The following is a 24,130-nucleotide window of genomic DNA, read 5'->3' as shown; positions in this document are numbered from 1 at the left end:
AAACCACGCTTTCACAAACAGCCATCAAAATAACTCACCGACATTTTTTTTGAGCTGTTTGAGCACTATTTGATACTCTTTATCACTGATTTCAAGTGCACTGAGACGCCCATAGCGTAGCTGACGATAGTCTTGTTGAATCTGCATGATTTTGGCTTGGACAATTTCTGAGTGACCGCTGTCTGTTAAACGGCTATCAGCACCACCTTCGGCATTTGAATCAATAGCCAGTGCCACGCGCTCAAGCCATGCCAGTTGTCCTTCGCTCTCATCACGAGCCAGCGATTTATCCACTTTACCAATACGTCTTGATAGCTGTGCAAGCGGCAGATCGGCTAGATGCCAGCGTTTGCGGCGACGTTGCCAGATGACAAAGATTAAAATAGCCATGACAGTAATAGCACTCGCTGCCAACCAAATAATTTGCTGCATGACTGAGCGGATGTTGAACCATTTGAGTAGCGAGTCAGCTTGCTTATCCTGATCGTAACCGACGACGTCTTTTTGCCAATAGTAGCTGGCTTGATCTGAGAGGCGGCGTAAGGTTTGTAGCATTTGATATTGCTGATAGCTGATTTGCGCACTAGCACCATCACCGAACATCGCCGCTCCCTGCGACTGCGTCAGCGCATCCATTCCTTGCTCAACGCGCTCAGGCGCAACAAAAGCCGTCGGATCAACACGTACCCAGCCTTGACCCTCAAGCCAAACTTCCGTCCAAGCGTGTGCATCTTTCTGCCGAACTTCCCAAACATTTCCACTGCGGCTTAGCTCGCCACCTTGATAGCCTGCCACGACCCGCGCAGGTATACCAGCTGCCCGCATCATAAACGTAAAACTTGAAGAATAATGCTCACAAAATCCCGCTTTGGTCTCAAATAAAAACTCGTCAATACGGTTCTTATTCAGCCGTGGCGGTGATAGTGTATAACGAAATTCTGTTTGATTAATCCAGCGTTCAATAGCTGCAATATAGCGCACTGGATCTGAGCCAGATTGCGCAAATAATCGCTTTGCCAGTGCGCGTGCTTGTGGGTTGCCATCAGCTGGCAGAGCAAGATTCAGCCGCCGTAATGCTTCAGACAGAACAGGGTCAATGCGCATCGGCGCAAACTGTAATACGTCATAACGGAACTGCTGAGTAACTGGCTGGTCTTTTAATAAGGTAAAGTTTGAAGTAATACTGATGTCTTGGCGCTGGGCAAAAGGATAATCGAGGCCAAATAGCCAGTTTTGTTGTGTGGGTTCTAAAATGATCTCATAGCTGGTAGGCGCAACTTTCACTTCATCAGGGATAGTAGCAAAGGCGTTCTCCATCCAAACAGGCATTTGCGGTGCAGGCCGCCATTGTTGTTGCTGAGGGCTAGGACGCCATGTAACCCCATCAAAATCGCTAAATACCAAGCCGCGCCAATACAGTTGCTGCTGCGGTGGGCGCTTATCTGCAAACTCTACCCGAAAGGCCAGCTCAGTCGATTGTCCCAAATTAGCAAAGTCACCGGGCGACATACTATCGGAGACGCCAGTGGTTGCTTGCTGACCCGATAGCTGCACTGACCATAGCGGTGGTAAGCGCGGGAAGAATAAAAACAATACAACCAATAATGGCAGTGCCCCAAGACCTAATACACCCAAAGTGCGCAGACGACCATCACCGCGAGTATTACCATCGTCATTGAGCGCAATAAATGCCAACAAGATAATGACAGCACCGATGATTACTTCTAAAGTCGTAACAAGACCTTGATCCATCAAAAACAGCGCGGCAAGCACGAATAGTGATAAATTTAAGACCACATAAGCATCGCGCCGCTTATACAATTCCCACAGCTTACTAATGAGACATAGCACCAAAAATGCCACGCCCATATCGAGACCAAACGCTGTATTGTACGTCAGCCATAGACCGACAAGACCCAGCAAGAAGCCGAGCATTTGCATGCCTTGATAGACGCGTTTTAAATGACGCAATTTTTTGAACTTAGCTTTGATGCGCGGTAGTTGGGCGGCGATACTAACCACAGCAAAGCCAATCAGCCATAAAGGCAGATGCGCGGCATGAGGTAAAATGACGATGATTTGGGCGATTAATACCCAATAATACGCTGGCAAGGCAAATAGCTTGCGAGTCCATTTAGTATCGCTAGCCTGCTCAGTATGAGAAGCGATATTTTGACCCAGTGCCAACTGCTCAAAGCTTGCAGAATTTATAAAGTCTGATTTAGAAGATCCAGTAAATACTTCTACCGGTTTCTTTGAGTCATCTATTTTAGAGATATTGGTCATGGCGTTTTTGCCAACCTTAGCAAGCACGCTTGCGCAAAACTATCACCTTCTCCCATCGGGGCAGCAGCAGAGGCATCACTCGGCAAGCACATCTTAAACGGCACACCCAGCTCACCCAACCTCATCGCCCCATACGTCATCTGAGCCAGCCTCTGCTCATGATGCGCCGCTGGCATATCGGCATAATCTAAGCTTTGTTCATGACCAACTGGATCAGCAAAGTGCTTAGTAAACATACCTTGACCGCGCGCCACATGACCCCAAGAAACCCGTGCCAGCGACTCACCTTCAATATAATTATCCAATCGCTCAAAATCGTCTTGACCTTGACGATACTGCCCGCCTGTGGGCAAATCCTCCTGACTGGCAACTGCATACTGCGCTTGCCAATCAAATGCTTCAGGTTTTGGATAGACCCAAGCAGTACGCGCAAAATAGACATAAGACCATGCCCGCATAATGCCCAAAGGATAAACGGTTTTGATTTTTAATCGTGGTAATTCAAACTGCCCACGACTATGCGTCTGTACTGGCAAACGAATAATCTGCTCATCTTGTAGCCGTGTAACGAGCACAGAATTTTGACTATCCACGTTATGTTTGATTTTCTTACTGGATTTTTTATCCGTCTCTTTATCAATCTGCTCAAAGCCAAATAACAACTGCCGTCTTGGTTGGCGGCTCTCACTGCGCAGCTGCAAAGTCACCCAAACAGGCGCACCCGCTTCTGCTATGGTCACTTCTATTAATTGTACTTTTAGACCTGAGATATGAGCAAATGTCACATGAAAGCTGATAAGCCAGACACTGACCAAATAAAAACATAAGCCCAGCACCAGATTATTGCCATAGTTGATGCCAGCGATAAAGGTAATGACCAATAACACCGCAAATAGCATCCCTTCACGGCTAAAAAAGATATAGACATTGCGCAAATTGAGCGTGGCGCTATCACTTTTAGGCGCACGCGAGGCAAACCAACGGCTTAATGCTGAAGTAGCTGGTACGGTTAAGGCTTTTGGCAAAAAGCTCATGATTACCCTATCCTTACCATAAAATTAATACTCTCATTCACAATTGAATAGCAGTTTTGGACATAAACGCACGTTATGAAAAATCAAACGGTTAAACAATAACAGCCACGTCTGCCAATATGCGTTGTGCGATGGTCTGCGTCGCTTGTCTTCCCGTCACATACGCGGGCACAAAACGCTGACCGAGACGATGATCAGTGACCGCAGCGAACACCGCTTGAATATCTTCAGGCGTCATCTCCATATGCCCCGATACATAAGCATAAGCTTGTGCAGCACGCTGTAGTGACAGCACACCACGCGGTGATAAGCCATGATACTCTTGGCTTGCTCGTGTTTTTGCCACCAGTCTTTGTAGATAATCCAAAACCACGTCCGCGACATGAACTTGCTTGACCCCTTGCTGGGCTAATAAAACAGCATCCGTATCTAGCACGGCATCCAACTCTTTTAATAGCTCGCGGCGATCCTGACCTTTTAAGAGCTCACGCTCTGCCGCAGGTGATGGGTAACCGAGCGACAAACATAGTAAGAATCGATCTAGCTGCGATTCAGGGAGTGGATAGACACCTGCTTGCTGCAAAGGATTTTGGGTTGCAATCACAAAAAACGGCTGCGGCAAAGAATAGGTTTTCCCATCTTGGGTGACTTGCCGCTCTTCCATCGCTTCTAATAATGCGCTTTGCGTCTTGGGGCTGGAGCGATTGATTTCATCTGCCAGTAACAGCTGAGTAAAGATAGGCCCAGAACGAAACTCAAATTGCTGTTTACTTTGGTCATAGATACTCATGCCTAAAATATCTGCTGGCAGCATGTCGTTAGTAAACTGCACACGGCTAAAGCTCAAACCCAATAACTGTGCCAATCCCTGCGCCAAGGTCGTCTTGCCCATACCCGGTATATCTTGCAGTAATAAATGACCACCTGCCAATATACCACTTAGCGCCAACTTAACGGCTTGAGGTTTATCCAACACAATTTGGTTTAACTGTGCCATAAGCTGGGCGATTTTTTGCTGGTTATGGCGATAGTCGCTAGCACTAGGCGCAGATTGACTGAGTATCTCTGACGTTGACTGGCGTGTAGAGGAAAGGGACATATCGATGGCTGTATGGGTCATAGTAATTATTGGCTCGTTTTTTAGATAATGAGTATAAATCAGGAATTACTTTGCCTCATCTTCCACTAGGGGCGCGGCGGCACGAAGCGTTGACAGATAAGCGATCACATCCGCACGCTCTTTAGCATCAGGCATAGGGTTTGATAGCATCTTTGAATCTAACATGGCTTTTTCCGCATCCGCAATATAAGGATCGAGCGTTTTTGCATCCCATATCCAACCTGATGTTTTTAGGCCATCACTATAGGTGTAATCTTCTAGCTCTGCGGCGGGCGCACCATATATATTCATCAACTGCGGGCCTTTTTTATTGAGACCGGCATTGAGCTGATGACACTGACCACAAGCCTCTTTATAAATTAGGGCACCATTGACAGCGTTACCTCCAGTATATAGTGGCAGCGTGACAGGCGCGCGATGATCAGGTGGTATACTTTCCCCGCAGGCGGTGAGCAGTAGAACAGCGGTAAAAATACCGCTCAATGATGACTTACTGATAATAGACATTTTTGACAATCTTTAGTTGAGGAGCACCAGCTATATAAGACGATATCGATAATAATGCAAGGCAAAATTAGGCAAAATCGGTCGGCACGCATAGATAGCTGTTTAAAAATAGAGCGTTATTTATCGGCATCTGAACCAATAAATAACGCTTAAGAAACGTCTAAGGTTATACCTGTATGGTCACACAAGATTAGGTGCTCTTATGTACCACTAGCCACTTTTATTGTACTGCTTGGCTCTTCCAAATAATACCCTTGCAGATAGCGCGCACCCACACTCCAAGCGACAGACATGGTTGCCGCTTCTTCAATGTAAGGCATCAACACATCGATTTTAACTGCATTGGTACGCACGATAAGAGACTTAACGGCTTCTAAATTATCCGCAGAATCGATATCTTGCACGTAACTACGAGCCAAACGTACGATATCTGGCTGGACAACGCTGGCAATCTCAACAGACTTAGTAGACGAGCCAAAGTTAGTAATTCCAAGCTGACAGCCCACTTGGTCAAGTGCTTCAAATTGAGATTTGGCAACCGTTAAATGATCAGCGATATCTTGTTCATTAAATTGTAGCGTCAATGCTCCTGCAGCACCGCCAACGGCATTAATTAGCTGACTGGCAACGTTTGGCAGCTTTTTATCAACCAGCGAAGCACTGGTCAATTGTATCAATAGTCGCGCTTCAGGATGGATCTTACGGACGTCATTTATCTTTTTACAGGCATTAATCAGTACCCAACGATCTATTTTTTCTAGCAATTGATGCGCTTTAGCAACCGCCATAAATTGTTGAGGCATCAACACGGTATTGTCAGCATCTGCCAATGGCAGCCGCAGATAGACTTCAAAAAAGTCACTACGGTCATTATTGATGTCATATATCGCCTGAAACGATAGCTCAAAACGATTATTGGCAATGGCATCGACTAAAGACTCAGCGAGCGCATGGTCATCACTATTGGCATGCTCGCTTGGATCATACAAATGATAGGTGCCACCTTTATTGGAGGTCTCAGTCATAATCTGAGCAATGGCATCCATCGCTCGCTCTAATACAATCTTAGGCTCAGCGGTATTTTTTTCGATTTTGACAATACCAATACTAACGGTGGTGCTTGTCGTACGCTTATCGACTTCAATGAGCATCCCACTAATACGTGAGCCAATGTGCTCGGCGAGCTGTTCGAGCTCTGCGGCTGTCTGATTCTCTACTAGTATCGTAAATGCTGTATCGCTAAAGCGGCTTACATAACCCTCTGGCACCAGCTCGTCTAGGGTATAAGCTACCTGCTTGACCGTCGTATCGACACCCTGCAAACCCAAGCTACTTCTAATTTTACCAATGTTATCGAGCCGAACATACATTAGCCCTGCAGTCAGTACGCCATCGATTGCTTGCTGGTGTACCGTCATCAACTGCTCTTCAAAACCGTGGCGGTTGTTGATTCCTGTCAAGCTATCCTTACGCTCAGCTTCTGCCAAGCGCTTAGCAACCTCAGCACTATTACTATTGTTTTGTTGGATAATAATTTGAGTAACTGGCTCACTATCCAAGGTGGCTGCTGCCAGCTGTAGTTTTGCCTCAAAGGTACTGCCATCCTTACGTAGGCTTTCGAATTTGAACTCAACCTCTTCACGGCTACCCTTATCAAACTGTCGCAAAAACTGCTTAAAGGCTTTGACGTTGTCGCCGCCTGCGATCAAATCAATAACGGGTACACCAATGATATCGTTCATTGATTCAAAACCAAATAGCTGAAGATAAGGGTCATTGGCAAAGATATGAATACCTTGGTCAAGATAGGCAACCGCACTTTTGGAGTTTTTGATTAAAATATTAGCGCGCTGCTCTGCCTCAGACAGTACATGATGCAGAGCTTTTAGCTGGCGGCGGCTACGCAAATTATCATGCTGTAAGCAAATAGCCATCACCACTGCTGTCTCTTGGTCTGCCCTAAGCGCCTTAACCATCGTGCCATTCATCACAGAAGGCAAACCGTCCTCATTATGAGCAGTCGGAGCTGTCTCTGCACTCATCAGACAGATCATCGGCAGATCAATACTCTGCTCTTGCACGATGCCCACCATGTCGGTAAAGCTCATATCATAGGCTTGGCCAAAAACTAAAACATCCCACGGCTGGCGGAGCGATTTGAGCAACTCTTCCTTGTCATCCAAAAAGCCTAGATTGATGCTGTCATAATAAGAATCTAGCAAATCCACCAGACGCTCAGCATAGAGCTGATCGGCATCGATAACTAGTAGATTTAAGACGGACTGAGTACGCATAGGAGGCCTTTTGAATCTTATGATCGTATTTATTTTTATCGCTTAATTTCGATACCTTGCTGCTTTTTCTAACATCAAAATAGCACAGCAAACAAGCAAGCAAGCACTACAAGTATTAGGCTCAGCGGGTATTGAAAATACTGGTTTATTGATGCGGTCTAGGATGACTGACTTGGTAGGTAGGTATTTCTAGACCATAAAAATGTAAGTCGCAGTATCTCTCATTATAGACAATAATTTAACCGACTGCATATTAACTTAACTTGGACATGCTGAAGTATGGCAAATAGTAGACTTAGAGAGGCTGCCACCGCAGCCGATTTATATAGGATTGACTATATCACTATCCAAATAAATACTTGCGTAAACTACAGTTGTACCACTTCATACTGGCTAAACTCATCGGTCACCAATAAGGGATGTAATAAACGTAACAATTTCTGTTTATTATGCAAGCGCATGATCACTCTATCATTGGTCTGAAAGTGAAAGGTCGGCACTATTAGGCTGCAAGTCGTCTGTAGCTGATCATCGCCAGCGAGAATGAAGGCTGGCACAAAATGCTGACTGCGTGACTTCCTATCCTCTAGACGCAGCCCGCAAGTGATTAACTTGTGACCAAGGACTTGCCACTCTACCTCTGGATTATGAGTATCAAGATTGAGCCAGCGTACAACCCCAATCGACCAGTCAGCGGTCGTCGTCTCAGAACGGCATAATAAAGAGAGACTCATTATTTGTAACGGTGGCGGAGCGGTAATGGTAGGACGAACATCAACATCAACAGGATTTACCATCAGCTGCAACGTGCGAAAAGGCGAAATGACCTTTTTACTGTCAAAAGTTTCAACGATTGATAAGTTACTGTTCACGGGTTTTTTTGGTACGGTGTCATAGCGAGGTCGCTCCCCATCCGGCAGCTCTTTGGTGCCGATCAAGCTTATCAATCCTTGCGCATGACTAGCATGATAATGAATATCGTTAAATCCAATCACCATTGTGGCATCTTGCTTAGCGCTATACTTATTCGGTACGGTTAATTGCGGCTGCATATAGCGATAGGTTATCGCCATTGCTATCTTATTCAGCAAACAGCACTCAGCGCCTTCGCTACCCTCATTGATTAATGTTTGCTGGCGTGATTTTAGATGCTCGATCACTGATGCCAGCTCAATGAAGAGACAGTCGTACTGGCTCTCATAGGGATTGATGCTAGAGTGGGCGGTCAAATAAGTAGGTGGATTCTCACTATGCAAATTGACAAAGACGCGTGTCTCAGTTTGCGGCTCTATGGTCGCAACGATTGGTTCAGCCCACTCCGGTAATAAGCGATGGACCAGCAAGATATTAGAACGACGCAATCCGCGCACATTGAGCAAGCTGTGCAAACATATTTGATAATACAATCGATGTATACTGTCCGCGCGGTTGGTAGCGACATAAGCACTTAAGTCAAGCGTTGCAGCATGGCGCTGACAGGCAAGATAATACAATCGATTGAGTGCAGCCCAGACATATGACGGTGGCTTTTGATAACAAATAGCCTCTTCCATCAATAGTTTTTGGTACGTTAACATCGTCTGGTAAATAACGATAGCTAACGTCATTGGCGCAGATTTTTCGCCCGTAAAACGGCGCTGCCAGCCGCTACTTGCCGGCGTTTTTTGACTGTCTAACAACGATATTTCGCGGCGTATCACACCGTCGCAGACCAAAATAACAAGATAATATAAAGATTTTACTTGAGCAACACAGTCCAACTGAGCATCACTCAGCGCTCCTGTCTCATGGACGTAAGACTGACGTAAAGCAGCAATCAGCCGATCGGCAGCATCAAGGACGATACGAATTAATTTGAAACGCTGCTGATCATCTACGTCAGCCACTCTCAACTCTGTGAGTACTTTTTCCAATTGCTCCGCTTGCTGCGCTTCTGTTTGCGATGGCAAAAGTGCCACCCACTTGCGCAAATGCTGCTCTTGACCGTTGGTCGAGTGGCTAGAAGCAGGCCGTAACGGCTCTGTCGAAGCCAGATGCTCTTGAAAATCCGATAAAGTTATCATTACTATCCTTAGTCATTACGCAGTGATAGCTGCACAAACTATTAGCAAGCGGGTAAGCGTTAGCTATCGATAGAAGGTCGTAATAACAGCTGCTTATGCACTTATTGGTCATTATTTGTCCATAAATAATATTGCCTCATCATCATGCAACTTTTAAGCCCCATTGTAAATGTCAATCGGCACCTTAAACGGTCTATCTGGCAACTCCCTGACCAGCTTAGGTACCAGATAACCGGGTAATGCTGCCAATAATGACCAATAAAGCGCGACTGCTGACCGCTCGTCGCTATCGAAATGTGCAGCTCCTGCCACTTTATCCAACACGTGCAGATAATAAGGCAATACGCCAGCGGCAAATAAGCGTTGGCTTAAAGCGATTTGAGCAGCAACGCTGTCATTAATACCTTTTAGAAGTACGGCCTGATTTAATAAAGTCATGCCAGCTGCTCGCGCCCGCTGCAAATACTCTGCTGTGAGCACATCAATCTCATTAGCATGATTACAATGAACGACCATGACGATATGACAGCGACTTTGTGCCAGCCTCTCTAATAATGGCGCATCCAAACGTGCTGGAATCACTATTGGCAAACGAGTATGTAGCCGTATGGTGGTCAGTTGTGGGATGGCTTCCAAGGTATCTAACCAAGCAAATAACCGTCTATTGGTCACGTTTAAAGGATCGCCGCCACTCAAGATCACCTCATTGATCTCAGGATGCGCAGTGATATAGTCGATGATGCTTTGTTTGGCATCGGCAGTAGGCATATTGGCACTGTAGTCAAAATGCTGACGGAAGCAGTAACGACAATGAATCGCGCAAGCACCTGTAATCGTTAACAGCACTCTGGATTGATATTTATGCAATAAGCCTTTGGTCGGGTTATGGTCGTTTTCGGCTAAAGGATCTGCCACGTAGCCAGTCACTGTGACTTGCTCTTGTTGGTCGGGTAGCACTTGCTTTAATAAAGGATCATGGCTATCGCCAACGGTCATTTTTGCGACAAAAGCACGCGGCACTCTTAGCTCAAAATGCTCAGGCACATAAACGTCAGCACGCAAGGATTCCAGTTTTAGGATACTAAGCAGCTCATCAATGCTGGTAATGCCTTCGGATAATTGCGTTTGCCAGTTTTTTTGTGTGATTAAATGGTTTATCATGACAACCTAGTACCTGTGCCTAAAAGGCGTCATTATACGCCCTTAGTGAGTACCCTATCAAAGCATACCAGTCATCCATGAATAGTTGGCGTGACGACAGCGCTTAGCACAGTTATCTCCACACCCAAATACTGATCATATATTCGCAACCTTTAGGAGTTTCTTGTGGCAAGTTTTTCTACTAATGAATTTAAAGCCGGTCTAAAAGTCATGCTCGATGGCAATCCTTGTGCCATTCTTGAAAACGAGTTTGTCAAACCTGGTAAAGGTCAAGCCTTTAACCGTGTCAAGTTGCGCAATCTTCGTAGTGGTAAAGTATTGGAGCAAACTTTCAAGTCAGGTGATAGCTTAGAGGCGGCTGATGTCATGGACACTGAAATGAACTATCTATACAACGATGGCGAGTTTTGGCATTTTATGCATCCTGAAAGCTTTGAGCAGATCCAAGCTGACAAAACAGCAATGGGCGACTCAGTACAATGGCTAAAAGAAAATAGCAATGCCGTATGTACCATCACTCTATTTAATGGAAGTCCGTTGTCTATAACGCCGCCCAACTTCGTTGAATTACAAATCACGGAGACAGATCCTGGTGTACGTGGTGATACTTCAGGTGGTGGTGGCAAACCTGCTAAGTTAGAGACAGGCGCGGTTGTGCGTGTACCATTGTTTGTTCAGCAAGGTGAAGTCGTCCGTGTCGATACCCGTACTGGTGACTACCAAACTCGCGTCAACTAATCGCTCGACTTGATTTAGTAACGCATAAAAAAAGCTTAACCATTATTAAATGGTTAAGCTTTTTTATTACTTGTCAGAAAGTCATCGAAAAAATATCATACACAAGCACTAAAACGGTTTTGACAATCAGCACAATAAAGAATGCATTTGTGAGATTTAGTAGATCTATAGTCAAGGAATTTTAGAATCGCTACAAGGCGCCCAACCGCAAATAGTACACTGCGTACATCTAGGATGGGTAACACCGTAGCGGTTTAAAAGAGCTCTGACTATATCTTGGCAAATTAAGTCTGCCTTACTCTCTTAATCAGCTGACGATTGCTTATGCATCAGCCAATATTGTACCAAGGCGTTTAGCTGCTCTTGTTTAAAGGGCTTGGTGCAATAATCCTGCATGCCCACATTGAGATATTTTTCGCGCTCGCCATCCATTGCATTAGCAGTCAAAGCGATAATCGGTGGCAGTACTTGAGGATCATAAAGTTCGTGTAACTTAATAGTCGCCTGTACGCCATCCATAATCGGCATATGATGGTCCATCAAAATGAGGTCATAACGCTCAGGGTACAACGCAAAAGTCTCAATCGCTTGCTGCCCATCGGTGACATGCGTGACCGTATGACCACTATTATTCAGAGCTTTTTTGGCTATCGTCGCGTTGACACTGTCATCTTCAACTAACAATATATGACCAGAACGCTCCTGAGTGGGCACTATCATAGTAAAGTCGTTTGAATCTTGCCAGCTCTCGTACTGCTCCTCACCGATAGTAGGTAGCGGCAACAATACCGTGAAGGTAGTCCCGACACCGACCACACTATCTACATTAATGCACCCACCCATTAGATCCACCAGAGATTTACACACAGACAGTCCAAGACCTGTACCACCATACAGACGATGGGTCGATTTATCGGCTTGATTGTAAGCATCAAATATCGCGTCAACTGATTCAGGCTTGATACCGACGCCTGTATCGGTGACCTGAATATATAAGGTCATGTTTTCTTGGCTAGTGCTCTCTTCAATGATACTGTCACCACTAATGGTCTCATCAGTCAAAACATCATCAGATTCATCATTTCTAGACTTGGCATTTTTAGACTTGTCATTGATATAGCAACAATTGGGCACGTGCTTAACATCGATACTCACTCGCCCACCTTCACGGGTGAATTTGATGGCATTATTGACAAGGTTGACCATGATTTGTTTGAGACGTACCGGATCCCCTTGCACATAAGGCGATAGCGATTCCATATAATGGTAGTCTAAAATCAAGCCGCGCTGTCGGGCTTTGATAGCAAAGAGACTGACTACTTCATTACATAAGGTGGACAAGTTCATCGGGATGGCATCAATGGTCATTTTGCCAGACTCAACTTTCGATAAATCCAAAATACCATTGATAATCGCTAGCAAATGCTCATTTGAGACTTTTATATTGTCCACGTATTCTTGTTGTTCTTGGCTGAGCTTGGTCTCGCTAAGCATCTCTACCATGCCGATAATGCCATTCATCGGTGTCCGTATTTCATGGCTCATGTTGGCCAAAAAATCCGATTTCATCTCATTAGCATGCTTGGCGACACGTTGTTTATCTTGTAGTTGTAAAGCATCGGCAGCCATCATCGCGAACTGGGCCAATAATTTTTCTTGCTTAGCATCAAAGCCATAATAAGGCTCTGTATCCATCAGACAAAAAGAGCCTAGACGATACGTCTTATTGTCTTCATGCATGATAATGGGCGCACCCGCATAAAATCGTAAATGCGTAGATTCTGTCACCAATGGGTTTTGATCAAAGCGACTGTCTTTTGACAAATCTGCGACCACAAACACTCCATCCGACAGCAAGGTATAGTTACAGATAGCCACTTCACGCGCCGTCGTACATATATCAACAAGCCCATGTACAGATTTTAGATACTGAGTCTCCTCATCCATAAAGGTAATAGTGACAACTGGCATGTTAAAAAACAACTTAGCAAGTTCAGTCAGACGAGAAAAAGCAGGCTCCTCATTATTGTTGAGCACCTGATATTTTTTGAGCTTGCTAATACGATCTACTTCATCTGCTGCGACTGGGTAGCTGCATTTGGGTATAGTCAAAATGGACTCCATTCATTAAAATCAGACGCTCGTCTGCTTTATCAATAATTGTAATGCTTCACTCACCATCAGCATTGCCACGACCGATGTCACCACTACTGCTGAGCCATAACCACCGCAATGTAAACCGCCCGTTTGACAGCTTTTGTCAACACGTGGTGGTTCTGTAGAATAGACACATTTGATGCCGAACTTTTCTTTTAGAGCGCTATTAATGCCTTTTTCGTGACGCAATTTATTGCGAAGCTTGGCCAGTAGTGGATCTTGATAGCTATCGCGCAAATCACTTACCGTAATTTTACTAGGGTCTATCTTACCACCCGCACCGCCTGCACAGACCAATTTTAATTTATTGAAACGACAATGTAGGGCGATAGCAAGTTTGGCCTGCATATCATCGACACAATCTAGAATGACAATAGGATGACCTTGAGCAATTGCAGCCTTCGCTTCTTCACGGCTCGGCAGGAGTGCGGCAACATTATCGACTGTCAGGAAATCATCAATTAAGTTGACGGTGACCTTGGGGTTAATCTCACCAAGCCGTTGCCCCATCGCCGCAATTTTACTTTGCCCAAAGGTACTGTCTAACGCTGGCAATTGCCGATTGACATTAGAAGCCACCAATACATCCAAATCAATCAGAGTAATAGTGCCAACTGCGGTACGAGCCAATGCCTCTGCTGCCCAAGAACCGACCCCTCCGACGCCAATCACATACACATGCGCTGCCGCAAAAGTATCAACGGCTGAGCGACCATAGAGAGTTTGGGTTCCTTGGAAACGCCGCTCATATTGCTCGCTGGCTCTATCGCTGTCATCATGAACGACAGCACGCTCAATGGTATTAGGCTCTACAAGCGACTGGTCAAATAGTTGTGCTTCACTCATAACAGATTAAACACTCTTTTTAGTAGGTTATAACTTAAATTGCTTTTATTTTATTCTCTATCACGTTAATTTTTACTGTTAGTAGCCATTACCCTTTTGACAGTATAGGATAATGCCAGTCAGTACGTAGGGCATCGCAACTGTTTTGCCATAGTTGCTCGGCAAGGCGATCTGACGGTACATCGAGTAACTCACTCAGACTAAGCAGCACCCATGGCAAATTGGCGGGAACGTTTATATTATGAGCGGAAGTACCATCCCCTTCATTGTCTGAATTTTGCCCAAGCGCTGACTGGCTATTGTTTGAATGCTGACACATAATGGGTGTCATATCCGGACAGTCAGTCTCAATCACCAAGCACTCAAGACCATAACTATCAACGGCTGCTTGAATCGCGCGACGCAGTTTTTTAGCATTTGGATTGGTGACTTGTCCAGTAACGCCGAGCTTAAATCCTAGTTTTACAAAGGCTTTTGCCTCTTGCTCACCACCACTAAAACTATGCGCGACCCCGCCCAAATTATGCGCATTATAATCATGTGCTTTCAATATGGCTAACGCTTCAGCATGGGCTTTACGGATATGCAGCATCACCGGTAGCTGATGGGTCACGGCCATATCCAATTGTGCCTTAAAAAAATACTCTTGCTTGGCTAGAACATCAGGCTGTTTCATCTCATCTGTAAAAGTATCTAAGCCAATCTCACCGATTGCTAATGGGCGTTCGTCAGCGAGCATCTTTGCCATATTATCCAGATGTGCTTCTGTATGCTGCTTGACATAAAAAGGATGCAAACCCAGCGCAATATGAGCATCTAGAGACGAGTTATGCTGGTTGCCAGCCTTAATTATCGATGATTGCACTATAGCTGCTTGCGCTGTAATCGATTGAAAATCTTCATTAATTAGGCGTTTAGTCTCATACAGACGATCGAAATGCTCATATAAATAACCCACCAACATAAGATGGCGCACCCCTTGCTCACACGCTTTTTCTACTTGTACCGCTCTATCATTATCAAATACTGGTGCGTCAAAATGTGTATGCGTGTCAATCAGTGGCAAAGCAGACGATGAATGCGGCGCGATATATGGTGAGTCAAGAGCAGTCATTAACAGGTTCCAAACTTAATCATTGTTCGTAAAAATATTCATAATAGGCTAAATCACCATGAGAAAGGTCCACATTTAGCATCTGAATGATCATGATGCGTTTTGTTTTTTCATCTCGCTTTGTGGGTGACTGTCTGATTGTCGATTTTTACCTGTTTGGCGGCTGCTACGACGCGGTATTAGTAATAAAGCCGTACCAACTGCGCTTAACATAAGCCATTTTTTTTTGCTAATACGATGCGCCATCACCTCCACCCCTTTACAGCTTGTTTGTTTTTTAGAGTGCACTAAAACATTATCTTATCAATATTCGGTATATCTAAATTACTTAGTATACTGGGATATAGTAATGGCTGTGTTTATCTGTGTTATGAATACGCAAGCTTATGTACGGTGTCATATTTTCAATAAAACCGCACGATACGATAGCTTGATTGAGCTTGCGTTTAACGCTTGAGAGGGTAGGTCGTGATACCACTACTTGGACTATCTACTTTAGTAAAACCTTGTGACGTAGCTTTTGGTGCTTGATTGCGCCTCGGCACGAGCGGATTGAGTGGCATCAATTCGTAATCTGCATCGACATTGCCATCCCAGCCTTCTGTCCCACTTAGGGGCAATTGCTTAATCGTCCCGTTTTTGTCAATGACCAGCTGTAGAACACGCATTTGGTTAAACTTGCGTTCAGTCACACTCGCCACTGCACCGCCATCGCGTAGGATAGTCGGCTGTAGAAAGATGATTAAGTTGCTTTTTTGCGTGTTGTCATTGTCAGAACGGAACAATCGACCGATAAAGGGCACATTACCCAAACCAGGCACTTTTTGTTGGCGCGTCGTGGTGTTATCGCGCATCAAACCGCCTAGAGCGATGGTCTGTTGATCGTCGGCTAGAATAGTCGTGTTGATAAGGCTCTTATTGGTAATCAAACCACTGGCATTACCCGTACTACCTGGCACGACTGACGATACTTCTTGCGATACCTCCAAGCGTACTGTGCCATTATCACCAATATGCGGAATAACATTGAGATTAATACCAATATCTTGGCGATCAATCGTTTGAAATGGATTGTTTGAATTGTTGCCACTGGTGGTAAAAGAGCCTGTCACAAAAGGCACGTTTTGACCAACCAAAATACTCGCCTTCTCATTGTCCAATGTCAAAATCGATGGCATAGACAGTAGATTGGCACTGGTGGAAGAATCCAGTGCTTGTAAGATGGCACCATAAAACTCAGTATTACCCTGACTGTCTTTTCGACTGTCTCCAATCCCTATCAAAGCACCAGCGATAGAGCTGGCAGCAGCGCTGATACCTGCCGTACCAGTACCTGCTAAGGCGGCAGCCGCAAGGGTTGTCGCACTAGCACCAACATTGTTAAAGTTCACTACCCCATAACCACTGTTGGCATTACCCAGCGCCCACTGCACACCCAGCTGGGTCGCATCATCGCCCGATACTTCGACAATAGCGGCTTGAATCAATACTTGTGCACGGCGACTGTCTAATTGGCTGACCGCGTCTTCAATCTCAAACATCAGCTCGGGTGCGGCATTGACGATCACTGCATTTTGCGTTTCATCAGCGATGATACTGAACGGCCGACCGCCCACCCCCGTACTTGTTCCACTTGCGCTGCTAGCAGGCACTACTGCTGTACTGCTATTACCAATGCTATCACTGGCTGCACCATTAATCGATGCACCTGTCGTACTTGCATCATTTAGCGAGGCGGCCTCTAATGTCGAGGTCGCGCCAGCGCTATTGATAGATTGATTGGCTAGCAAGCCACGTAGCATATCTGCAATATGACCAGCACTGGCATACTTCAATCGAAAAACCCGCAAACCACTCAGGCGTCTTGTAGGCGTGGTATCCAACTGATTGACCATTTCTTGGACTTTGGCGATCATCTCAGGGCTGCCTTTGACCAGCAGCCTATCACTGGACGTATCGGCAATGACTTTAAGCTGATTATTGCCCCCTTGTGCTTGCCCACTACCGGCACTCGCCACCAAAGCACTGATCAACTCCATCATGCGCTCTGCATCGACATGTCGTAGCGGTATCACTTGCAAACTGTCATTAACGTTGCTGTCCAAATCACGGATGAGCGCGGTTAATTGATTCAAGCTATCCGCGCGATCCGACAATACTAGCGCATTAACACCAGGCACAGCAGCAGCATGGGCAGACTGTGGCATGAGTGGTCGTATGACTCCCAACACCTCTGCCGCTTGAGTATTGGTTAAATAAATGACACGAGTTGCCAGTGCTTCACCGACACTATCACCGCGCAAATCGACGGCCACACCAGACTGTTTGGCGACATTATCCGGCACCAGTTTAACAGTTGTACCTGAGTCAATCGCGGCAATACCATTGACTTGCATCACACTCAAAAACAGCTGATAAATCTCATCGCGAGACAAAGCCTTATTGGAGATGACCGTCACATTACCATTGATACGTGGATCAAGAACAAAGTTTTGATCGGTAATGGTCGCCACTTCGTTGATAAAGGCTTTGATATCGGCATCTTGCAAGTTGACTTTCCAACTCTCGGCACTAACAAGACCTGTACTGGCCGCCCATAGCGGTATGGCTAGGCAAAGAGGACGGCATAGGCGCATCAAGCGCTGTAAGGTATGGTGCAAAGGCGTGACTGAAAATTTATGAGAACGTACCATATTGATAATTACCTACAGTGATGTCGCTTAGTATGTACTGAATATTGTCAGCTGGCGTGTTGCTACCATAGCCCCAACCAGATGGTCATTATTTACTTAAAACGGCCTAATAAGAAAGAGCTTACTAAAACATTGCATGCCTAAAATTGCTGGCGAATCGTAATCACTTGCTCGCCACGTTTGACTTCTATTTGTGCTTCGCCTGCTTGCTGTACTTGTTGCAGGATACCAGCATCTTGGCTAGGATTATTGCCCACACTTTGACCATTAACGGTCAAGACCTGATCACCCGGCTCTAGTCCTAGACGATTGCGTAGTTTTGAAGGCATCGCCGCCGTTACCTGATAGTTTTCGCCTGATGCCATGACACCCATCCTGCTCAGATAACTGGCTGGATTTTCTTTCAGTGACGTGATGGCCTCATCAATAGCAGATTGCGGGCTGCTCTCAGGAGTCGTCTCTGCTGTGGACTCAGTATTGTCTTGTGCTGGCATTGGGGCACTGGGCAATGCGTTACTGTTTGGCAAACGCTGATTGCTCACGGCACCTGCTAGCATATCGCTTTGGTCGAGTGCCATCGCCTCTGCCATTCTAATGACCGTTTGCTGATCACGGGCATCGGCGATGATGACGGCATTCCAGTCGACAGCGATCAGAGTATAGTCACTGTCTTTTAGACTGTCACCGATGCGATAGTTTTTGACCTCGCCATTGACGTCTAATAATGCGGACGACATGCTCTCTGGCACGGCTAGCAAAACCCCTTTTAAGCCAATATTAGGGGGTGGCTGTACCGCCGCAGCGACAGGATCGGGGTCAGCAAAAATGGCAAACAGACCACTGTAATCATCGCCAGATGTATTAGCGTTTTGTAGAGGAGCTAGCGGTAAAGCTGGTGCCAAAGGCGCAGCTAGCAACAACCACAATAGCCGTGCCGCCGTCCAGCACAGCCAAGCAATTGCTAATAGTAGCAGCCAACCAGCGCAGCGATTGAGCACATTGATGATGGGTTTTAAGGTAGCAGTAGACATCTAGCGCGTCCCCAAACCGGCTAACAATGGCTGGCGCACACTGACAACGGGAGTATCTTGCGGGGCTTGTCCTTTGTATTCAGGCATATTTTCTAATAAACGCTGGGTCAAGCTAACATCTAGCATATTATCGCCATCGACATACAGATCCCCTAAGCGCTTATCTTGATTATTTAATAAATTAACGTGCAGCAGATTTTTATCATTTTTTTGTTCCGTACTAAGCTCGGCACGCATCGCTGGCATAGTGATATAAAAAACCTTACCACCACTCGGATAACCTACTTCACCGCCGACCCAAGTCAACTGACCATCGGCCTCACTGAAACCAGAGGACTTTTTATTGGAATCACTATCCGAACCGGTCTGCCGTTTTAACGATACCGCATTGACTTGAATCGGTGTGTTGGGCAGCTGCCAATCGACCACACTGGCCAATGTTTCCGGCGCAATCTTGCCGCTCATATCATCAATCTGCCATGCGCTGGTGCCCAGCTTTATTTGACCGTTTAATCTGGTCTGCTCTGTCGTGATATCGACTTCTGCACCCAACTTACCCAAAAATAATTGCCACGGCTGCCACGACCAATTCGCCGCACCTGTCAATGGCGTTTCTGACAAAGGCAGCTGCCAAATCGCTGAGCCTTGCCATAAGTTGCCCGACACGTGCTGCACATAAGGATTATTAGGTGCATATTTTTCAAGTAGCCACGATGCAGGCATTTGCAATAAGGCAAATAGCGCAAATAATATAAACCCAAATAGCCACCACAGCTTACGGGGACGCTTATGAGACGACGCAGAGACTTGGGCCACGGTTACACAACTCTTATATAAGGTAAAAACGTCATTATCATAACAAACAATAGCATACAGATGACAGAAAAAAAGCCAGTATCTTTTTACCAAAATATTGGCAATAAAGATACTGACTTCTGTCTACTAATGCACTTTTGACTCAATCGTTATGAAAGTCATAAGGACAAAGTAATGCCTAGCATTGCTATTCGAATCTTGATAGATTAAATAGCGAAATCTTCAATGTCACGACCTGCTGCTAGTGCATCAACCAACCATAGTGGCTTGCGACCGCGACCCGTCCATGTTTCTTCATTATTATCGGTGTTGCGATACTTGATGTTACGCTTTTTCTCTAACGTCTCACCAGCCTTTAAAATCTCTTCGATGGTGCTATTACTCTCTTCGGCAATTTTTTCAAACTGCATGTAAGCATCATACAAACGCTGATGTTGCTTTTTAGCAATTAACTGTTGGGCGTTTTCAGTGATGGCACGTAGCTCATCGACGTTTAAACTGTCTAAATCAAGGGCAGTATTGTTGTTCATAATAAATTCAACTTTTATATAAGGGATATAAACCTAATAAATATAATACTATTTATTAAGCGCTAAAGAGTGCCAATTCACAAATAATAAGTAGTGACACGAAATTTAATAGTCAATTTCATTTATTGTTTATCAAAACGTTATTATTAGTGACGTTGATAAGCTATTACCAGTAGCATTAATAAGTAGGGACAATATAAACAAAAATAGTATTCATAACAATAGGCAATCAATGAACTTTGTAGTCAATATGCAACAATATCAATACAATAAAACCAATCATAAGTTTTATGTCAACGCAGTCATCAAAATAACCATCGTAATAATTTTATGGTGATCGGGCTATATCATACGAAATAGCCAATAATTAGCCCAATTTAATACTGTATCTTTTATCCACTTAAAAAACCTTTATTTGGACCAATTTAGGAATAAAGCCGGTAAATAATAATATTATAAAAAGCAGTAATTAAACAACATTAGTCAATCCACTCAATATAGGTAAGCGTATTAATGCTATAAACAATAAACCTTCAGATAGTCGCTTCTGTTCAAATCGAGGACACGACCTAGGTAGGCGAAAAAAATTTATATCAGCAGAACGCCATTTTTAATGTCCCTTTTTTATTTTGAACTGCTTAAGTGCCATATTACTTAAGTACCATACTGCTTATTATTCGATGTTAATTCAACAGACTAAGCCCGTTGTGCGCTAAGCTCAGTCATCAAATCAAGAGCGGATTCGGCACTTAATAAATACGGATTGAAATCAACTGTCGTAGAGTATTTTAGATAAATCGCGGCGTTAGATTCGGTTGGAGAAGCATAGTTCATTGACCATTTTGCCCATTTTCTATGCTTGAGCTCGCGTGTTTCAATCACCTGTAAATCGTGATGACGCTGATCGGCAATGAGAGCGTACAATAAACGATTAATCTGTGCTCTAGGTCCTTCGACCGTTTGCAAAAAATAGTCTTTATTAAAGGTCAACATACCCGTGATGCCATTTGCCGCATTATTGGCTTGGGCTTGCTGCAAAATCTCATTAAAGTCTTTCGCTGATACGTCTGGGTTTGCACGGCTCACGTACGTCATACTCATTAAAATATGCGCATCTGAAGTTGGTGATGTCATCTCTGATCTCTTATGCAATGTGATAGGGTGTTGGCACCTTTATAAACGTCAATTAACTGATAGCAAACCAAGACTTCTTCTTGGCAGAAGCCTCTTTTTCTTCTTGCTCTTGAAGTTCTGACAATGTATCAATCAGCATCATGATTTGGTTGGCGCTCATCAGATAGGGATTGAACTGAGTGCTTGTCGAAAATTTAAGCGCCAGTCCTTTATTCTCATCACTTGGGATAAGATATTTCATCGACCACTTATTCCAGTGGCGCTGCTCAATCTCGCGACATTCAATAATCTGTAAGGAAAAATGCCGCTCGTCTTTTACAAGCTTGCGTAATAGCTCATTAATGACAGGTCTCGCTCCTTCAATGCTTTGAAGAAAGTAATTGTGATTGAAGACCAATGCACCCGTAATGCCATTATGCTCATTATTCTGTTGCGCTTGCGCTAGGATACGCGTGACCTCCCCATTAGGGTTGTCTTTGTTATAACGGCTAATATAGGTCAAACGTGTAATAATATGCTCGCCATGTCGTATATTTGACTGGTTCTTTTCTGACAGCTCAGCGACGTCCATAACGCACTCCGATAAATTATTTAGATTTTCTTGTAAGCAATAGCCCAATGCATCGCTACGATGAGTGAGTAAAATTTAGAGTTTGATTCTTTTGGAAAACTCACCCACACCCTGCGATAAACCACCACCGGTAGAGCGCTGGATCTTTTGTATGAGAGCCAATAATTGCGGGGCATCGGTACACTGCTCCAGATTTAGCAGGTAACCCCATACATCTTCAGATGGTGCATTTTTTTCGATATAAGTCGCCAATTCTGACTTTAATGTCTCAAAATTAACATCAGCGGCTTTGCGCTTAAAATAGCCAGTAAAAGAAGCTGCCTTTTTTGGCTTATCGTTAAAGGTAGCATCAAACTCAGCGGCACTATTACTCTGCGATTGAATGGATTGAGGCTGAAGTGCTTTGCTGTCTTCGTTTGCTCGCGTCGTGGGCTGTATTTCAGCCACTTGCTGCTCAGTGACAGTATGTGGTGCCGCTGGTTGCGAGGTTACATACGATTGACTTGCAACGCTGGCATTATCATCTGCTATCAACTCAATACACTGAAACTCTTGTAACAACTCAAACAGAGGTGCTATCCCGCCAAACTCAGCGAACATCTTACTGTTATCAAGCGAATCAAGATACTGTTGATAAGTCTTTTTGCCATCAATCATGATTAACAATGTTCTCGCCTCTCGCGGCAACACACCTAGATTTTGCGTCTTAATTTCTTCTCGACCCAAGTCGCTTTTTCGAAATACATCGCTATTATTCATCTGATAAACCTAACGCTGATACTTAAGCAAACACGACCACAATACGGTGCTGCCTAAATAATTTTTGATACTTTGGGTTATAAATCCACCCTACCTTGAACTTTTATAAATTCTTTCAAAACCATTTTTTTTAAAAGATTTAAGGTGTAATTTTTGCTAAATCATTGGCGACTTTTGATTATATCAACACATTTAATGAAGCGTTAGTATTATTAAAATCTAATAGAATGAACGGTTGATATAGGATATAAGTGGTCATTTGAATAAGTTCTAGCGAAAAAAATATAAAAATGACTGTAGATAATTTCGTTTATAGATATGGTTGATATGATAAACAAGAAGATACATTGCTAACAGAAATGAGGAGCTTTTCTTATTCTATCGTATTTCAAATCCATTTTTTTATGCTGTATAACATTATCGAGAGCAATAAAGTAATTGCAAAAATTATAAGTATTTTCTTCATTAACTATTTACGTTTACTTTATTTTCTCCATAAAAAAAGAGCCTATTCACATAGGCCCTATCTAACTTAATCAACATTCTTTATTTACGTATTCCTCTAAGGTGTATCCTAGAATGGAATATCATCATCGACAGGACCATCTGGCATTGCTGTCGGCTTTGATTGTGCAGGCTTTTGAGCAGGTTGATTAAACTGATTCTGCTGAGCAGGTGCACCTTGATTATTGTTAAAGCTGTTTTGACCACCGCTAGATTGGTTATAACCACCTTGCTGAGCAGGCTGACTGTTTGCTTGCTGACCAAAATTGTTCTGGTTACTTTGACCGCCTTGGTTGCCGTAGCCTTGATTTTGGCCACCTTGGTTATTATTACTGAAGCCGCCATTATCCTGACCACCCGTTGCGCCATCCAGCATTTGCATTTGCTCAGCGCGAATCTCAGTAATATAGCGGTCTTGACCATTGGGATCTTGATATTTTCGGGTACGCAAACTGCCTTCGATATAGACCTTACTGCCTTTACGCAGATACTGCGCGGCGATTTCGCCTAGACGATTAAAGAGTGAAATGCGATGCCATTCGGTGGCTTCTTTCTTTTCACCGCTTTGCTTGTCTGTCCACTGCTCTGACGTCGCAACCGAGATATTGGTCACGCTACCGCCGTTACTAAATTGACGTGCCTCAGGGTCTGCTCCAAGGTTACCGATGATGATAACTTTATTAACTCCGCGCATAGTTCCGTCCTCTTACTTATGAATAATTTAATTACGAGCTTTAATCGAGTCTTTAATATAAACCATTAATTCTATCAG

General features: G+C 44.4%; 19 protein-coding genes. 1 reads left to right on the top strand and 18 read right to left on the bottom strand.

Annotation, left to right across the window (positions count from 1 at the left end):
- Positions 1–24 precede the first annotated feature (24 nt).
- From AAEY72_RS04510 to epmB, 7 genes are all read right to left on the bottom strand, one after another.
- A complete protein-coding gene (locus AAEY72_RS04510) occupies positions 25–2,286 on the bottom strand; it encodes a transglutaminase TgpA family protein (protein ID WP_352309591.1) in 2,262 nt (753 codons plus the stop codon).
- Positions 2,283–3,320 carry a hypothetical protein gene (locus AAEY72_RS04505; protein ID WP_352309590.1) on the bottom strand — a complete coding sequence of 346 codons (1,038 nt, stop codon included), beginning with the start codon at positions 3,318–3,320 and terminating at the stop codon, positions 2,283–2,285. Before AAEY72_RS04505 ends, AAEY72_RS04510 begins: the two co-directional genes overlap by 4 nt.
- 91 nt (positions 3,321–3,411) lie before the next feature.
- The gene (locus AAEY72_RS04500; RefSeq protein WP_502945347.1) at positions 3,412–4,419 is read right to left on the bottom strand and encodes an AAA family ATPase; all 1,008 of its coding nucleotides are present in this window, start codon (positions 4,417–4,419) and stop codon (positions 3,412–3,414) included.
- A gap of 66 nt (positions 4,420–4,485) precedes the next feature.
- Positions 4,486–4,947: a c-type cytochrome gene (locus tag AAEY72_RS04495; RefSeq protein ID WP_194619237.1), complete on the bottom strand. Its 462-nt coding sequence runs from the start codon at positions 4,945–4,947 to the stop codon at positions 4,486–4,488.
- A 200-nt stretch (positions 4,948–5,147) separates the two neighbouring features.
- Positions 5,148–7,241, bottom strand: a complete 2,094-nt coding sequence (locus AAEY72_RS04490) for an EAL domain-containing protein (protein WP_352309588.1) — start codon at positions 7,239–7,241, stop codon at positions 5,148–5,150.
- Positions 7,242–7,609: 368 nt separating this feature from the next.
- Complete coding sequence (locus tag AAEY72_RS04485; RefSeq protein WP_352309587.1) at positions 7,610–9,304, bottom strand: cyclic-di-GMP receptor FimW-related protein; 1,695 nt, start codon at positions 9,302–9,304, stop codon at positions 7,610–7,612.
- 153 nt (positions 9,305–9,457) lie between these two features.
- Complete coding sequence (epmB, locus tag AAEY72_RS04480; RefSeq protein WP_352309586.1) at positions 9,458–10,465, bottom strand: EF-P beta-lysylation protein EpmB; 1,008 nt, start codon at positions 10,463–10,465, stop codon at positions 9,458–9,460.
- Positions 10,466–10,630: 165 nt separating this feature from the next.
- On the opposite strand from epmB, the gene efp reads away from it, so the two are divergent.
- Entirely contained in the window at positions 10,631–11,203 is a 573-nt protein-coding gene (gene efp / locus AAEY72_RS04475; protein ID WP_189579898.1) for an elongation factor P, read from the top strand.
- A gap of 303 nt (positions 11,204–11,506) precedes the next feature.
- Here efp and AAEY72_RS04470 read toward each other — a convergent pair whose 3' ends face one another.
- From AAEY72_RS04470 to ssb, 11 genes are all read right to left on the bottom strand, one after another.
- Positions 11,507–13,315, bottom strand: a complete 1,809-nt coding sequence (locus AAEY72_RS04470) for a GAF domain-containing hybrid sensor histidine kinase/response regulator (protein WP_352309585.1) — start codon at positions 13,313–13,315, stop codon at positions 11,507–11,509.
- A gap of 21 nt (positions 13,316–13,336) precedes the next feature.
- On the bottom strand, positions 13,337–14,206 hold the full coding sequence (locus AAEY72_RS04465; RefSeq protein WP_352309584.1) for a tRNA threonylcarbamoyladenosine dehydratase: 870 nt from the start codon (positions 14,204–14,206) through the stop codon (positions 13,337–13,339).
- Positions 14,207–14,294: 88 nt separating this feature from the next.
- Positions 14,295–15,320 carry a TatD family hydrolase gene (locus tag AAEY72_RS04460; RefSeq protein WP_352309582.1) on the bottom strand — a complete coding sequence of 342 codons (1,026 nt, stop codon included), beginning with the start codon at positions 15,318–15,320 and terminating at the stop codon, positions 14,295–14,297.
- 446 nt (positions 15,321–15,766) lie between these two features.
- Complete coding sequence (gene gspD, locus AAEY72_RS04455; protein WP_210540347.1) at positions 15,767–18,013, bottom strand: type II secretion system secretin GspD; 2,247 nt, start codon at positions 18,011–18,013, stop codon at positions 15,767–15,769.
- A 140-nt stretch (positions 18,014–18,153) separates the two neighbouring features.
- Positions 18,154–19,044 carry a type II secretion system protein N gene (locus AAEY72_RS04450; RefSeq protein WP_189579882.1) on the bottom strand — a complete coding sequence of 297 codons (891 nt, stop codon included), beginning with the start codon at positions 19,042–19,044 and terminating at the stop codon, positions 18,154–18,156.
- On the bottom strand, positions 19,045–19,860 hold the full coding sequence (gspN, locus tag AAEY72_RS04445) for a type II secretion system protein N (protein WP_352309581.1): 816 nt from the start codon (positions 19,858–19,860) through the stop codon (positions 19,045–19,047).
- 206 nt (positions 19,861–20,066) lie between these two features.
- Positions 20,067–20,390 carry an H-NS histone family protein gene (locus tag AAEY72_RS04440; protein WP_189579877.1) on the bottom strand — a complete coding sequence of 108 codons (324 nt, stop codon included), beginning with the start codon at positions 20,388–20,390 and terminating at the stop codon, positions 20,067–20,069.
- A 696-nt stretch (positions 20,391–21,086) separates the two neighbouring features.
- Complete coding sequence (locus tag AAEY72_RS04435; RefSeq protein WP_352309580.1) at positions 21,087–21,524, bottom strand: BLUF domain-containing protein; 438 nt, start codon at positions 21,522–21,524, stop codon at positions 21,087–21,089.
- Between the two features lie 52 nt (positions 21,525–21,576).
- Positions 21,577–22,095, bottom strand: a complete 519-nt coding sequence (locus AAEY72_RS04430) for a BLUF domain-containing protein (protein WP_352309579.1) — start codon at positions 22,093–22,095, stop codon at positions 21,577–21,579.
- A 75-nt stretch (positions 22,096–22,170) separates the two neighbouring features.
- Complete coding sequence (locus tag AAEY72_RS04425; protein ID WP_352309578.1) at positions 22,171–22,854, bottom strand: hypothetical protein; 684 nt, start codon at positions 22,852–22,854, stop codon at positions 22,171–22,173.
- A gap of 574 nt (positions 22,855–23,428) precedes the next feature.
- A complete protein-coding gene (gene ssb / locus AAEY72_RS04420) occupies positions 23,429–24,052 on the bottom strand; it encodes a single-stranded DNA-binding protein (RefSeq protein ID WP_189579868.1) in 624 nt (207 codons plus the stop codon).
- Between the last annotated feature and the right edge of the window lie 78 nt (positions 24,053–24,130).

The sequence above is a fragment of the Psychrobacter sp. W2-37-MNA-CIBAN-0211 genome (assembly GCF_040309405.1).
GTDB lineage: Bacteria > Pseudomonadota > Gammaproteobacteria > Pseudomonadales > Moraxellaceae > Psychrobacter > Psychrobacter glaciei.
The sequence above is the reverse complement of the archived record's forward strand: the minus strand, read 5'-3'. Positions and strand labels throughout refer to the sequence as shown.

Bases quoted from the DNA above. Each gene is read 5' to 3' on its own strand.
- AAEY72_RS04510 (WP_352309591.1), bottom strand. From the start codon at position 2,286: ATGACCAATATCTCTAAAATAGATGACTCAAAGAAACCGGTAGAAGTA.
- AAEY72_RS04490 (WP_352309588.1), bottom strand. From the start codon at position 7,241: ATGCGTACTCAGTCCGTCTTAAATCTACTAGTTATCGATGCCGATCAG.
- epmB (WP_352309586.1), bottom strand. From the start codon at position 10,465: ATGATAAACCATTTAATCACACAAAAAAACTGGCAAACGCAATTATCC.
- AAEY72_RS04465 (WP_352309584.1), bottom strand. From the start codon at position 14,206: ATGAGTGAAGCACAACTATTTGACCAGTCGCTTGTAGAGCCTAATACC.
- AAEY72_RS04460 (WP_352309582.1), bottom strand. From the start codon at position 15,320: ATGACTGCTCTTGACTCACCATATATCGCGCCGCATTCATCGTCTGCT.
- gspD (WP_210540347.1), bottom strand. From the start codon at position 18,013: ATGGTACGTTCTCATAAATTTTCAGTCACGCCTTTGCACCATACCTTA.
- AAEY72_RS04430 (WP_352309579.1), bottom strand. From the start codon at position 22,095: ATGGACGTCGCTGAGCTGTCAGAAAAGAACCAGTCAAATATACGACAT.
- AAEY72_RS04495 (WP_194619237.1), bottom strand. From the start codon at position 4,947: ATGTCTATTATCAGTAAGTCATCATTGAGCGGTATTTTTACCGCTGTT.
- AAEY72_RS04425 (WP_352309578.1), bottom strand. From the start codon at position 22,854: ATGAATAATAGCGATGTATTTCGAAAAAGCGACTTGGGTCGAGAAGAA.
- ssb (WP_189579868.1), bottom strand. From the start codon at position 24,052: ATGCGCGGAGTTAATAAAGTTATCATCATCGGTAACCTTGGAGCAGAC.
- AAEY72_RS04440 (WP_189579877.1), bottom strand. From the start codon at position 20,390: ATGAACAACAATACTGCCCTTGATTTAGACAGTTTAAACGTCGATGAG.
- AAEY72_RS04505 (WP_352309590.1), bottom strand. From the start codon at position 3,320: ATGAGCTTTTTGCCAAAAGCCTTAACCGTACCAGCTACTTCAGCATTA.
- AAEY72_RS04500 (WP_502945347.1), bottom strand. From the start codon at position 4,419: ATGTCCCTTTCCTCTACACGCCAGTCAACGTCAGAGATACTCAGTCAA.
- AAEY72_RS04435 (WP_352309580.1), bottom strand. From the start codon at position 21,524: ATGACATCACCAACTTCAGATGCGCATATTTTAATGAGTATGACGTAC.
- AAEY72_RS04450 (WP_189579882.1), bottom strand. From the start codon at position 19,044: ATGTCTACTGCTACCTTAAAACCCATCATCAATGTGCTCAATCGCTGC.
- AAEY72_RS04485 (WP_352309587.1), bottom strand. From the start codon at position 9,304: ATGATAACTTTATCGGATTTTCAAGAGCATCTGGCTTCGACAGAGCCG.